13 protein-coding genes are annotated in these 12,185 nt (G+C 64.4%); 3 read left to right on the top strand and 10 right to left on the bottom strand.

Annotated features, from left to right (window positions below; translation table 11 throughout):
• From ACWTPI_RS20780 to ACWTPI_RS20770, 3 genes are all read left to right on the top strand, one after another.
• Positions 1-741 (top strand): SDR family NAD(P)-dependent oxidoreductase, encoded by a 741-nt coding sequence (locus tag ACWTPI_RS20780; RefSeq protein WP_454732591.1) that lies wholly within the window; start codon positions 1-3, stop codon positions 739-741.
• A gap of 215 nt (positions 742-956) precedes the next feature.
• On the top strand, positions 957-2,405 hold the full coding sequence (gene gabD / locus ACWTPI_RS20775) for an NADP-dependent succinate-semialdehyde dehydrogenase (RefSeq protein WP_059412106.1): 1,449 nt from the start codon (positions 957-959) through the stop codon (positions 2,403-2,405).
• Between the two features lie 95 nt (positions 2,406-2,500).
• A complete protein-coding gene (locus ACWTPI_RS20770) occupies positions 2,501-3,337 on the top strand; it encodes a shikimate dehydrogenase family protein (protein WP_454732590.1) in 837 nt (278 codons plus the stop codon).
• Positions 3,338-3,553: 216 nt separating this feature from the next.
• Here the strand turns inward: ACWTPI_RS20770 and ACWTPI_RS20765 are convergent, their stop codons facing one another.
• From ACWTPI_RS20765 to yjjJ, 10 genes are all read right to left on the bottom strand, one after another.
• Entirely contained in the window at positions 3,554-5,347 is a 1,794-nt protein-coding gene (locus tag ACWTPI_RS20765; RefSeq protein WP_454732589.1) for a DUF2326 domain-containing protein, read from the bottom strand.
• Complete coding sequence (locus ACWTPI_RS20760) at positions 5,334-5,495, bottom strand: ABC-three component system middle component 8 (protein ID WP_454732588.1); 162 nt, start codon at positions 5,493-5,495, stop codon at positions 5,334-5,336. The genes ACWTPI_RS20765 and ACWTPI_RS20760 overlap by 14 nt, the downstream gene beginning before the upstream one ends.
• Before the next feature lie 70 nt (positions 5,496-5,565).
• Positions 5,566-6,531 (bottom strand): ABC-three component system protein, encoded by a 966-nt coding sequence (locus ACWTPI_RS20755; protein WP_454732587.1) that lies wholly within the window; start codon positions 6,529-6,531, stop codon positions 5,566-5,568.
• 34 nt (positions 6,532-6,565) lie between these two features.
• Positions 6,566-6,889, bottom strand: coding sequence for a helix-turn-helix domain-containing protein (locus ACWTPI_RS20750; protein ID WP_454732586.1), 324 nt, complete (start codon positions 6,887-6,889; stop codon positions 6,566-6,568).
• Positions 6,886-7,248 (bottom strand): type II toxin-antitoxin system RelE/ParE family toxin, encoded by a 363-nt coding sequence (locus ACWTPI_RS20745; RefSeq protein ID WP_454732585.1) that lies wholly within the window; start codon positions 7,246-7,248, stop codon positions 6,886-6,888. The genes ACWTPI_RS20750 and ACWTPI_RS20745 overlap by 4 nt, the downstream gene beginning before the upstream one ends.
• Before the next feature lie 323 nt (positions 7,249-7,571).
• Positions 7,572-7,802, bottom strand: coding sequence for an AbrB/MazE/SpoVT family DNA-binding domain-containing protein (locus tag ACWTPI_RS20740; protein ID WP_454732584.1), 231 nt, complete (start codon positions 7,800-7,802; stop codon positions 7,572-7,574).
• Between the two features lie 145 nt (positions 7,803-7,947).
• Complete coding sequence (locus tag ACWTPI_RS20735; RefSeq protein WP_454732583.1) at positions 7,948-8,241, bottom strand: hypothetical protein; 294 nt, start codon at positions 8,239-8,241, stop codon at positions 7,948-7,950.
• 407 nt (positions 8,242-8,648) lie between these two features.
• Complete coding sequence (locus ACWTPI_RS20730) at positions 8,649-9,800, bottom strand: CaiB/BaiF CoA transferase family protein (RefSeq protein ID WP_454732582.1); 1,152 nt, start codon at positions 9,798-9,800, stop codon at positions 8,649-8,651.
• 116 nt (positions 9,801-9,916) lie between these two features.
• A complete protein-coding gene (locus ACWTPI_RS20725; protein ID WP_020205453.1) occupies positions 9,917-10,669 on the bottom strand; it encodes a lipoyl protein ligase domain-containing protein in 753 nt (250 codons plus the stop codon).
• A gap of 81 nt (positions 10,670-10,750) precedes the next feature.
• On the bottom strand, positions 10,751-12,076 hold the full coding sequence (gene yjjJ, locus ACWTPI_RS20720) for a type II toxin-antitoxin system HipA family toxin YjjJ (protein ID WP_454732581.1): 1,326 nt from the start codon (positions 12,074-12,076) through the stop codon (positions 10,751-10,753).
• Positions 12,077-12,185: the final 109 nt, after the last annotated feature.

The raw sequence follows: 12,185 nt of genomic DNA, 5'->3' as shown, positions 1-12,185 counted from the left end.
ATGTACAACTTCGACCAACGCACCCTGCTGCTGACCGGCGCCAATGGCGGCATCGGCCGCGAGACGGCCCGGCTGTTCCTCGCGCACGGCGCCAACCTCGTGCTGACCGACCTGGACGAAACCGGCCTAGCCGGCTTCGCGCGCGAACTCGACCCCGCCGGCGAACGTATCGCCACGCTGCGCATGGACGCCGCCAGCCCCGACGACTGCGCGCGCGCCGTGGCGCTGGCGCAGGAGCGTTTCGGCGGCATCGATTTCCTGGTGCCCTCGGCCGGCCTGTACCAGGCGCAGCCGGTCGCGGAGATGAGCGACGCGCAATGGCGCCAGACGCTGTCCATCAACCTCGACGGCGTGTTCTATCTTGTGCGCCGCGCCATTCCCGCGCTGCGCGAGAACAGCGCCATCGTCAACCTGACCTCGGTGGCCGCGCACCGCGGCGCTTACTACAATGCGCACTATTCGGCCTCCAAGGGCGGCCTGCTCAGCCTCACGCGCAGCCTGGCGCGGGAACTCGGGCCGCGCACGCGCGTCAACGCTGTATCGCCCGGCGTGATCGAGACCCCGATGACCACCGAGCTGATCCAGAAACGCGGCGCCGACTCCATCGAGCAGACCCCGCTCAAGCGCCTCGGCCACCCGCGCGAGATCGCCACCGCGATCGGCTTCCTGTGCAGCGACGCGGCCAGCTTCGTCACCGGCGAAGTGCTGCACGTCAACGGCGGCCTGTACATCGCCGGCTAGGAAGTCGTTTCAAAAAGATCCTGGCGTCGTTGCGCGGCCTTGTCGTACGACTTGTACTGTCTGCGGCCGCACGCCTAGCCAAGACCGCTTCGCTTCATTTTGAAACAACTTCCCGGTCGGACGCCGCCACATGCGCCAGCGCGTGCGCGCGCATCCTGCTAATCTGCCGCCTGTGGCTCGCCGCCCATCCCCCAACACCGCTACGGAACCAGACCATGCTGAACCTCCAAGACCCCTCCCTGCTGCGCCAGCAGTGCTATGTCGACGGCCGCTGGATCGACGGCGAGCGTCATATCGACGTCACCAACCCCGCCACCGGCGCGCGCGTGGCCCAGGTACCGCAGCTCGGCGCCGATGAAACGCGCCAGGCCATCGAGGCCGCCAACCGCGCGCTGCCGGCATGGCGCGCGCGCACCGCCAAGGACCGCTCGGCGCTGCTGCGCAAGTGGTTCGAACTGCTGCTGGCCAACCAGGACGACCTGGCCCGCATCATGACCGCCGAGCAGGGCAAGCCGTTCGCCGAGGCGCGCGGCGAGATCGCCTACGCGGCCTCGTTCATCGAGTGGTTCGCCGAGGAAGGCAAGCGCGTCTACGGCGAGACCATTCCCGCGCCGGTCAGCAACCAGCGCATCGTCGTCACCAAGGAGCCGGTCGGCGTGTGCGCGGCCATCACGCCGTGGAACTTCCCGGCGGCCATGATCACGCGCAAGGCCGGCCCCGCGCTGGCGGCCGGCTGCACGATGGTGGTCAAGCCCGCCTCGCAGACGCCGCTGACCGCGCTGGCGATGGCGGTGCTGGCCGAGCGCGCCGGCATCCCCGCCGGCGTGCTGTCGGTGATCACCGGCTCGGCCGGCGCCATCGGCGGCGAGCTCAGCACCAACCCGCTGGTGCGCAAGCTCACCTTCACCGGCTCCACCGAAGTGGGCCGCACGCTGATGGCGCAGACCGCCTCCACCATCAAGAAGGTATCGATGGAACTGGGCGGCAACGCGCCCTTCATCGTCTTCGACGACGCCGACCTCGACGCCGCGGTGGAAGGCGCCATCGTCTCCAAGTACCGCAATGCCGGCCAGACCTGCGTCTGCGCCAACCGCCTGTACGTGCACAGCAAGGTCTATGACGCCTTCGCCGAGAAACTGGTGGCCGCCGTGCGCGCGCTCAAGGTAGGCGACGGCATGGACGACGGCGTGCGCATCGGCCCGCTGATCGACGGCAAGGCCGTGGCCAAGGTCGAGGAACACATCACCGACGCCCTCGCCAAGGGCGCGCGCGTGCTGGAAGGCGGCAAGCGCCATGCGCTGGGGCAGTCGTTCTTCGAGCCCACCGTGCTGGCCGACGTCAAGCCCAACATGCTGGTCGCGCGCGAGGAAACCTTCGGCCCGCTCGCGCCGCTGTTCCGCTTCGAGACCGAAGACGAAGTGGTGGCCCTGGCCAACGACACCGAGTTCGGCCTCGCCAGCTACTTCTACGCGCGCGACCTCGGCCGCGTATGGCGCGTGTCCGAGCGGCTGGAGTACGGCATGGTCGGCGTCAACACTGGCCTGATCTCCAACGAGGTCGCGCCGTTCGGCGGCGTCAAGCAATCGGGCGTGGGCCGCGAGGGCTCGCACTACGGCATCGAGGATTACCTCGTCATCAAGTACACCTGCATGGCGGGCATCTAAGCCGGCTGCGCACGGCGGGAGGGCGCGCGTCCCTCCCGCTTTTTCTCGCTTTCTCCCCTTTTTCCCATCTCCCCGTTTCCCTTCCCACACCCGCCATGCAGATCGACGGCAATACCCGCCTTGTCGGCATCATCGCCGCGCCCGTCGCGCACGTGCGCACGCCGCAGCTATTCAACGCCTCCGCCGCCCGCCAGGGCCTGAACGCGACCTGCGTGCCCTTGCACGTCGAGCCCGCGCAACTGCCGGCCTTCCTCGCCGGCGTGGCCGGCGCGCAGAACCTCGACGGCCTCGTGGTCACGATCCCCCACAAGGAAACCGTGGTCGCCGCCTGCGGCGCGCTGACCGAAACCGCCCGCCTGGTCGGCTCCGTCAACGCCATGCGCTTCGACCGCGCGCAAGGCCACTGGATCGGCGGCAACTTCGACGGCGACGGCTTCGTGGCCGGCCTGCGCGAACGCGGCCACCGCCTCGCCGGCAAGCGCGTGCTGCAACTCGGCGCCGGCGGCGCCGGCAAATCGATGGCCTACGCCATCGCCCGCGAGCAGCCGGCCGAACTGGTCATCCACAACCGCTCCGCCGCCAAGGCCGCCGAACTCGCGGCCAGCCTGAAAGCCATCCTGCCCGCGGTGAACATCCGCGCCGGCGGCGACGACCCCGCCGGCTTCGACGTGGTGGTCAACGCCACCGCGCTCGGCCTGCGCGATACCGACCCGCTGCCGGTCCCCGCAACCCGGCTCGCCGCCGGCACGCTGGTCTGCGAAGCCGTGGTGCGCGACGGCGACACACCCCTGCTCAAGGCCGCGCGCGAGCAAGGCTGCGCGGTGCATCACGGGCAGTGGATGCTGTATGGACAGATCGTGGAGATTGCGCGCTTCCTGGGGGTTGGGCTGGAGGCGGCGTTCGTTGAGCGGATATTGGGGCCGGCGGGGTGAGTTGAGGAAGAGGAATTGTCCGGGCGGCGGAAGCGATTCGGACCGGGATTCCAACCAGGATCGCGGTCATTATCGGCCTGTCATCGCAACCCAACCCCGCAGGCAGAGTACGCCCACTAACCGCAATATCGCGATGTTTTGGTCATTGGCCAGCGATTCGGAAGACCCCATGCCACAGCCTCGCCTTGTGGTGACGTGCCACCGACTGACAGTACCTCACCAGGCTCGCATCTTGAACAGACGTCCCTGTTCTCCCTCGTCGTGCAAGGCGAGGACGATTTCTTCCGCAGCAAACACGGTGCCGTCATCGGTTCGGGCAGGCAAATCCGAGTCGATCAAGGTGACGACAGGTTGCAGACCCAACTCGGCATAGCGACGAATGACCGCAAGCAAGTTTTCTTTCTTGCGGTCATCCAGTGATTCGAATACACCATCGTGGTAGACGAAGCGTGGAAACTTGTCGTCAAGGTGAGCCCGCAGCACAGCCAAGTCAAATGCAATGCACAGCAGTTTGCGATATGTGTACCCAAGATCGGCGCTGGTCGCATTGCCCGATTCATCCAGAATCTCCGCCTTGAATTCCAGATGCCCGGCCTGATTCGGAGAGACGCTCAGCAATGCTTTACGGTCAATCACTTCCTCGACGATCTCACTGAAGAAGACACGTATCGTGGAGAATAGACTGTTCGGATCCGAGTTCTGCTTCTCGACGTCAGCTTCAATCTGAGTCTGTAGATGGCCTCGTTCCTCTGTCAATGCCCGGATGTCCGCACGCAATTCCTGCAGGCGATGAAGGAAGCCGCGCTGGCGCTCCAGAGATGTGATATCCGCTCTAAGCGTCACCATGTCGTCCGAGACCTGCCTGTATTTGCCGAAGATATCAGTTCCGCTCAAGAAAGAAAGCATGTCTGAGCGCTTCTTTCCCAACTGGCTAAGTTCCACATTGACCCGTTTCAACTCGGATTCGACCTCTGCGCGCTCTTCCTGCAGATAGCCACGACGCTCGTCAGTAATTGCCCTGTTGAAAGCAATCAATTGCTGAAAATCTTTCTTAACCTGTCCCTTGAATAGGACCCCGGCCTCCTCAAACAAGCGCTGCGCCTCATCCGGATTGAACAGGATCTGATCCGCTTCCAGCGAAGCCAGTATTTTCTTCCTGTTCTGAGTCAGTGAATAACGCTCGCCATTGAGCACAGCGATACGCTCGTCGATATCATCGACTAGCTGCTTGGTTCTGTCCTTGTCTTGAACACGGAAATCAAAGGCATCGAGTAGTTTCTGCTTCTTCTCTGCTTCCTTCTGCTTGAGCAAGAGAATGCCTTCAATCTTGCTAATGTCCTCGATGGACCCGCCCAGCTCATTCTTGATGGTCTGCGCGGTGTCCTGCTTCCTGGACAGTTCTTCCTCCTTCTCGTAGTGCAGGGCAATCAATCCCGCATCGAACCCCAGCATGTGTGCGAGGAATGGTTTCCAGTCCGCATGCTTTGACGCGAATTTTCGCAGTTGGAACACCTCGCGGAAGTCCTCCTGTGAGCGTAGTAGATAGCCAAGCCCTTTGCGATACGACCACGGCTTGAGTGCGCGCCAATCGAGCAAACCGTCGAGCAGGTCACGAGCGCGATCAAATGGTACCTCCTGGTGGTCCCACTCCAGGATCGACAACGAAGAGAAGTCTTGATGTCTGGCTTCATGCTTCTTGAAACTGATCTTGGTCGCCTCTTCCACTCCACGCCGTATCGTGACGAATGAGGCATCCTCCAGTTCTATCTCCAGGAAAAAAATAAAGTCCTTGAAAAGATCGAGGTGTTTGAAGAGAAAGAAACTAGTGTCGCGCGCGGCAAGAAACCCAAAGTCGAGCAGGCGCCCCAGGGTGCTTTTCCCCAGGTTGTGCGTGTCCTTTTCACGGTTCTCCGGCAAACGAATTTCAGCCAACACCACATTCAGGCCATGCGCGAAGTCCACTGACTCGAACAGATCTGGTTTGTTCGAATAGAGTTTAGATAGCTTCATTGGGCCCTACATATTCCACTGCATCTGTCTTGGGGCGATAGTCGATCAGCCCCATCAAATAAAGAAAGTTCAGCGCCGGCAGGAACAGCACATCGCCACCAATGACGGCTTTCTTCGCGTACTTTCGCAACGCATCATACTCATCCACGCGACGAGCTTTCAATCGCGTCAACAATAACAGCGAAACATTGATAACTGTACGATCCGGATGCGAGTGCTTAGTTGGCCGCAACATCACCCACCTCCCCGATATCGCAGTTCCAGTACATATAGAACAACACAGCGCGGGTCAGCCGCTTATGTGCATGCTGGCGCAGCACCGGGTCGCGACTGAACAGCAGGTCCACCAGGTACTCCATCACATCATCGAAGCTCTGGTAGTCCTTACGCTTCGCAATGATCTTGAGTTGAAACTCATCGACCACTGACTCATACATGCGCAGCAATTCAAGATTCTCAGGTGCCGCCAGGAAGGCACTGATCTGCGCGGTCTCCTTCAAGTACTTCTTGCGTTGCGCCTTGGCGTAGTCGGCAGTCATGTTGTTCAGCCGATTTTTCTGCTCATAGGTCACGCGTCCGGTAGGCGGATCGTCAAGCATTGCCGACACGCCATCCTTCTGCCTGGCCAGCGCCTGAACAACCTCGGCAAGATCATCCGGACTGACGATCAGGGGTGAATCGACTGGGTCAAGATTCGCCTTTCCGGCAACGTCGGGAAACGTCTTCAACAAGACTTCCAGTTGCTCCAAACCGCACAAGTAGATCGATGAAGCAGGAATACCGCATTGCTCAGCAATATATCCTCGTATCTCGCTCTCGGCATTGCCAGCCAAACGCCGATTGGCGAATAGCATGTAGTGATCGAGTTGCTTGGCGTCGCGCAATGCCTTGATACGTGAAATTTCCTTGCCAAGCACCGTGTTGGCCGCATTCTTGCTGAAGAAGTCGGATTCCGAGAAATTCCGGTTGTAGCCGTTAGTATGCTTGGCCTGAACGATAGTCGTCCCGACCCAAGGCGCAGCCTTGCTTGGGTGCAGTTCGGCCGTGCCGACGAACTTGGCATCGCGCCCGCCGTCACGCCCCTTGGCGAAACCCTGCACAGAAACGCCAAGCAAGCGCTGGCACAAAAAAACGATCAGTTTCTCGAACTGATCCTCGCTCATATCTTCGTAGGCGAACTTCATCGTGCCTCCGGGCCGATTTTCCGCGGACGACCTATCACGCAGCAACCGTAATGCCGCGAGCATGCGCATGACGCGCGGGCTGCACCACGATCTCCACATGCTGGTCGAGCGACACCAGCGCCTGCATCAGCCGCTCCAGCGAAATGTTCTGGAGCTTGTAGCGGCGGACCTGGGACACCTTGGGCTGGGTCATGCCGGTAATGGCGGCCGCCTCCGTCTGGCTCAGGCCCCGCTTGTCGAGCAGCGCATTGAACTTGAACGCGAGCGCGGCCTTTGCGGACAGGTCTTCGGCGTCGTCGAAACCGAGGTCTGCCAGTACGTTGTCGGTGCCCTGAATATCGTGCTTGTGACTCATCATGTTCTCCCGCTCACCCCGTAACGGGTGAGCACAGCCTTCAACCGCCTCTCTATCAATTCCACGTCCGGCTGCGGCGTGGCGATGCCGGACTTGGACTTTTTCTGAAACGCATGCAGCACATGCACTGCATCGCCGATCAGTACGGAGTAGACCGCCCGGAAGGTGTCACCCCGATGGTCTTCCACCAGCTCGTACACCCCGGGACCCAAGCCTTTCCAAGGCTTGGCCGAATCAGGCGTGCCGCCCAACTGGACCACGAACAGCGCGACTCCCATATCCTTCTGGACGGGGACGGGAAATGCCTTGAAGTCCTTTTTCGAGGACCCTTCCCAATACAAGAGCTTGCGTTTCTCGATCATGAATTATATCCGTTCGGATATGAAAAACAAGATGCAGGAATCATGGCAATCCTCTCGGATTACTCCTGCATCGGTTCTTCGGGGCTGGACTCGTCTGCGGCGGTACAGCGCGAGATCGGGCTCGTCTCCGGGCTTGATTGGCGATACGCTAAGCGCTACTATCCGGCTCGTAGGCAACTGCGATCCCACTCCCGCCCCTCCCGGAGGGCCCTAAGCCGGTGACGCCGCAGTCTGCGATAGAGTCGAAGCCACCCTAGCGGTGGCTTTTGGCTTTCTGATGCCGTGAAATGGTGGCGTCCGCGGTCGTCCTGCTGCGTTGCCGGCTATCGCGCATTGGCCTGGCCGCGGCGAAACTTGAAGTCGGCAGGCAACTTGCCGCGGAAACGGCGCAGCCGCGACAGCAGTTCGTCGGCGCCCGGTTTCTTGCGTATTGCAGCGGTACGCAATGCGTTGATCACGATTTCGATGTCGTCGCCCTCGCGCAGCGCCAGCGCTTCCACCACGCTCGGCGGCAAGCGCACGGCGAGGCTGTTGCCCCATTTCTCGATCAGCATGTCACGCTCCTGGAAGATATGCATCTTGATTGGCTATCTCGAGCGACTGGCATGCAGATGCACCGACGAAGCCGGCAAGCGCAAGCGCTTGCCGGGCTGCGCAACACGTATCAGCAATGCGCGAAAACGTGCCGGGTCACTGGCCTCATTCCGCCAAAACAGTTTCCTGCTTCCGCAGCGCTGCCAGTTCGCTCAGCACAAGCGTCTCATGCGCGAGCTCCGCTGCCAGTGAGAAAATTCCGCTTTGTACTTCCTGATTCAACGCCCCGCACGCATTGCCTGACGCGGCATAGTCGCCGGTCATGCAGAGCAGTGCGTAAAGCTGGCCTGCTTTCTCTGTCGCCAGGCTCAAGGGCGTTTCGGATGGCGCGTGGGACGTGACGAACAGGTCGGCGCCGGTGTGTTCGGCGGTGATGCCGTAGCGGGTGTGTTTAGGCATGGCGCGCCCTCCTGAACGATACGGATGCGCGCGGGAGGGTGATGATGGGAACGGCTGTCTGCCCGAGATGGGCGAGCGAAGACTGACGCATGGTGTATGCCTCTCTCTTGAACGATCTGGAATCCGCCCAATCGCTCTCAAACGGGTGGGCGGGCACAAGGCGTGGTTGAGAGACCGGAAGAGAGGCGACCGGCGGGCCCGAAGGCCCCCCGCCCAGGCCCGCCCGTAGAGGCGTACAAAGGCACAACGGACGAAAGAATACCATCTGGCAGCAGTCGTCCGTTCTCTCACATTCCGGCTCTCACCCCGGGTCGCCACGATCGCAGCGACATAGCCAGTATAGATTCCGTCGTATCGCCCAAACCCATCGGCAACAACTTTTAACCCTTGTTGCCGAACCTGTCGCCTCAGACCGCGCCATCCGCACGCAACGCTGCAATCGCCTCGGCGCCCACGCCCCAATCCCGCAGAATCGCCTCGCTGTCCGCCCCCGGTTCCACCGGCGCGCTCGGCACGCCAGCCGGCGTGCGGCTGAAGCGCGGGGCCGGGGCCGGCTGCACCACGCCGTCGATTTCCAGGAAGGTCTCGCGCGCGCGGTTGTGCGGGTGGCGGGTCGCTTCGTCCCAGTCGAGCACGGGCGCGAAGCAGGCATCGCTGCCTTCGAGCAGTTCGCACCATTGGTCGCGCGTGCGGGTCAGGAACATCTGCGCCATGCGGGCCTTGAGCGCGGGCCACTGGCGTTTGTCCAGTTGCGCGTCGAAGGCCGGGTCGTCCAGCCCGCAGCGCTCGCGCAGCAGCGCGTAGAACTGCGGCTCGATGGCGCCCACGGCCACGTATTTGCCGTCGGCGCAGGTGTAGGTGTCGTAGAAATGCGCGGCGCCGTCGAGCAGATTGTCGCCGCGCTGGTTGCTCCAGCGCCCGCCGGCCTTGAAGCCGTACATCATGGCGCCGAGCAGCGCGGTGCCGTCGGTCATGGCAGCGTCCACCACCTGTCCCTTGCCGGACTGGCGCGCCTCGGCGAGCGCGCACATCACGCCGAACGCCAGCAGCATGCCGCCGCCGCCAAAGTCACCGATGTAGTTGAGCGGCACCGCCGGCGGCCGGTCCGGGCGGCCGATGGCGTGCAGCGCGCCGGCGATGGCGATGTAGTTGATGTCGTGGCCGGCGGCCTGCGCGAGCGGCCCGTGCTGGCCCCAGCCGGTCATGCGGCCGTACACCAGCGCGGGGTTGCGCGCGAGGCAAGCGTCGGGGCCCAGGCCCAGGCGCTCCATCACGCCGGGGCGGAAGCCTTCGATCAGCACGTCGGCGCGGGCGATCAGGTCCAGCACGGTCTGCGCCGCGCCGGGCTTGCGCAGGTCGATGGCCAGCGAGCGGCGGCCGCGCGCGGTCACGTCGCAGCGGGCCTTGCCGGCGCTGGTGGCGGCGGGCGCGCCGGGCGCGCGCGGCCGGTCGACGCGGATCACCTCGGCGCCCTGGTCCGCCAGCATCATCGCGCAGAACGGCGCCGGGCCGAGCCCGACCATCTCCACCACCTTCAGTCCCGCCAACGGTCCCGCCATGTCTTGTCTCCGGTTGTCTGCGCTGCGCCGGGCCCATCCCCGGATGCGTCTTGCCGGATAGTTTGCCACGGCCGCCGCCGCGGGAAATCGTCAATACCGACGAATCCCGGCCCGCCTCACGCTGCAAGCACCGCGAAGGCGGGCGGGTTGGCGGCCAGCGCGCGCCGCAGGGCGTTGGCGGTGAGCTCCTCCAATGCTGCCGGCACGGCCTGCCCGCTTCGCGCCAGCGCGCCAGCCACGCTCACCACCTTGTCGGCGCGGTAGCGGCGGCCGCTGCCGATGGCGGCCTCGAAATCGTTGGCGCGCCGGTTGATCTCCTCCGGCTCCGCCGCCACCAGCAGCACGGCGTGGGCCAGCACCACGTGCAGCGCGGCATCGGCGGCGCCGGCCGCCCGGCGCCAGTATTGCGCCGTGCCGGCGATCTTGCGCGCGTCCGTCTGCGGCCCCCACGCGAGATTGAAGCGGCCGTCACAGAAAGAGCCATCCACGGCCTGCCAGTGCGTGCGCAACCCAAGCTCGGCCAGCGCGCCGGCCAGCACTTCGCACAGGTGCAGGTAGACGCGTTCCGCGTGCGTGCCCGCGCCGCCGCGCACCGGGTAGGCCAGGCTCAGGTTGAGGATGCCCGGGCCCTGCGGCACCAGCCCGCCGCCGGACAACCGCAGCCATACCGGACAGCCGCGCGCGGCGAAGTCACGGCGCGCGGCTTCCAGTTGCGCATGGCGCAGGTAGCTGCGCGGCACCACCAGCGACACCGGCGCCTGCCACAGGTGCGACAGCCAGCGGCCGGCGGCGGCCTGCTCGAGCATGGCGTGCTCGGCGTGGAGGGGATCGGGGTCGGTTGGGTCGGGGGTGAAGGGGGTGAAGGGCATGGGTTGCGCCGTAGTGTGGTGACGTTGCACGGATACCGCTGTTCAATACCACCTCGCCCTCGCCCGAGTGGTGACTTGCCTTCAGGCCAGCCGTTCGAGTTGCTGGCCGACGTCATCCAGCCATGCCTGCTGCCGGCCGGCAATCGCGGCGAATCCCGCGCTGGCCAGCGGATGGCCGGCAAGCCGCTGCCAGTAAGCGCGGGCCAGCGGCAGCATCTCGTGCCAGACCGCGACCGGCGGCTGCGCGGGCGGCGTGAGCGGGTCGAGGTCGTCGCGCATGGCGCCGCTGTCGTGGGGCCGCAGGCCCATCGGCAGCATGTCGTAGGTCGGCGTCAGCGGAAACGGCAGCGCGCCGTCATGCAGGAAGGCCAGGTTGCCGAAATGCATGTCCGTGTTGCCGATCAGCCGGCCGAAGGCATAGAGCCGGCCGGCATCATGATGTGCTTGCTGCGTGATCACGCCCTGCGCGAACAGCGCGTCCGTCACGGCCGGCCACGCACTGCTGCGGCGTCCGACGAACTCCGCGTCCAGCGCGGCCAGCGACACCACGCCGCGCCGGCCGCCCTGCTCGGTGCGGTCGAAGCGGGCGACCTGCAAGAAGCGCTGGCCGCCGGCATCCAGCAATTCGCTCTGCGCCGCGGGCAAGCCGTGCCCTGCCAGGTGCTGCAGGGCCAGGTGCTCGGCCAGCAGCAAATCCCGCCAGCGCTGGCTGATCGCGCTGTCCTGCGCGGCGCTGAACTTGACCAGCACATCCCGCCCATCCACCTGGACCGCGAACTTCGGCTGCTCGCCGCCGGCGCTGGAGCCGATCCGCTCGCCCGCCATCGAGCGCGCCGCCAGTTCCGGAAAGCGTTGCGCGCGCTCGCCGGCGGCGATGCCTTCCGGCCGTTGCGCGAGCCAGGCGTCGCGGCTCAGGTCGCCCAGCAGCAGGTTGCCGGTCACGTCATGCTGCCCCGCCGCCAGCGCGACCAGCACGTGGTCGTCAGTCCAGTTCCTCGGGTCGTCGGGCAGGCCGAGCCCGGCGGCGCGCTGGCGCGCCCAGTGCCGGCCTAGAAAACCCTGCGGGCGCATGTCCTGCAGCCACCACGGCAGGCCTTCGAAGTGACGATCGGGCTGGCCCGCCTCGCGCACGACAAAGCCCGGATGGACCGGCAACAGTTCGCCCCATTGCTCCAGCCTGCCGGCGGCCGTGACACGGTACAACGCCAGCTGGGCCTGCCCCGCCACGCTGCGGCGCGCCAGATACTGCGCGGCCTTGGCCTTGCCGATGCGCAGCACACGGTCGCTCGCGGCCGCGATGCGGCGCGACAACGTAGGCTGGCTAATCCCCAGCCGCTCGCACAGGTACCCCGCGTTGGCGGGGCCACTGCCAAGCGCGTCGAGCAGCGCGGTGATGTGGGCAGACATGAATAGATACTGAATGGATCGATGTACGAGAAAATTATTGTATATCAATCGCTTAGCAACGTCTTCTCCAATCTTTGCCGTGGAATATGAATAGATATTGAATAGATAC

The organism is Cupriavidus ulmosensis, assembly GCF_977008105.1.
The sequence above is the reverse complement of the archived record's forward strand: the minus strand, read 5'-3'. Positions and strand labels throughout refer to the sequence as shown.

What these genes read in the sequence shown, in the direction of transcription:
- ACWTPI_RS20750 (WP_454732586.1), bottom strand. Translation starts at nt 6,889, where the DNA reads ATGATGAGTCACAAGCACGATATTCAGGGCACCGACAACGTACTGGCA.
- ACWTPI_RS20780 (WP_454732591.1), top strand. Translation starts at nt 1, where the DNA reads ATGTACAACTTCGACCAACGCACCCTGCTGCTGACCGGCGCCAATGGC.
- ACWTPI_RS20725 (WP_020205453.1), bottom strand. Translation starts at nt 10,669, where the DNA reads ATGCCCTTCACCCCCTTCACCCCCGACCCAACCGACCCCGATCCCCTC.
- ACWTPI_RS20745 (WP_454732585.1), bottom strand. Translation starts at nt 7,248, where the DNA reads ATGATCGAGAAACGCAAGCTCTTGTATTGGGAAGGGTCCTCGAAAAAG.
- yjjJ (WP_454732581.1), bottom strand. Translation starts at nt 12,076, where the DNA reads ATGTCTGCCCACATCACCGCGCTGCTCGACGCGCTTGGCAGTGGCCCC.
- ACWTPI_RS20765 (WP_454732589.1), bottom strand. Translation starts at nt 5,347, where the DNA reads ATGAAGCTATCTAAACTCTATTCGAACAAACCAGATCTGTTCGAGTCA.
- ACWTPI_RS20730 (WP_454732582.1), bottom strand. Translation starts at nt 9,800, where the DNA reads ATGGCGGGACCGTTGGCGGGACTGAAGGTGGTGGAGATGGTCGGGCTC.
- ACWTPI_RS20770 (WP_454732590.1), top strand. Translation starts at nt 2,501, where the DNA reads ATGCAGATCGACGGCAATACCCGCCTTGTCGGCATCATCGCCGCGCCC.
- ACWTPI_RS20740 (WP_454732584.1), bottom strand. Translation starts at nt 7,802, where the DNA reads ATGCTGATCGAGAAATGGGGCAACAGCCTCGCCGTGCGCTTGCCGCCG.
- gabD (WP_059412106.1), top strand. Translation starts at nt 957, where the DNA reads ATGCTGAACCTCCAAGACCCCTCCCTGCTGCGCCAGCAGTGCTATGTC.
- ACWTPI_RS20735 (WP_454732583.1), bottom strand. Translation starts at nt 8,241, where the DNA reads ATGCCTAAACACACCCGCTACGGCATCACCGCCGAACACACCGGCGCC.
- ACWTPI_RS20755 (WP_454732587.1), bottom strand. Translation starts at nt 6,531, where the DNA reads ATGAAGTTCGCCTACGAAGATATGAGCGAGGATCAGTTCGAGAAACTG.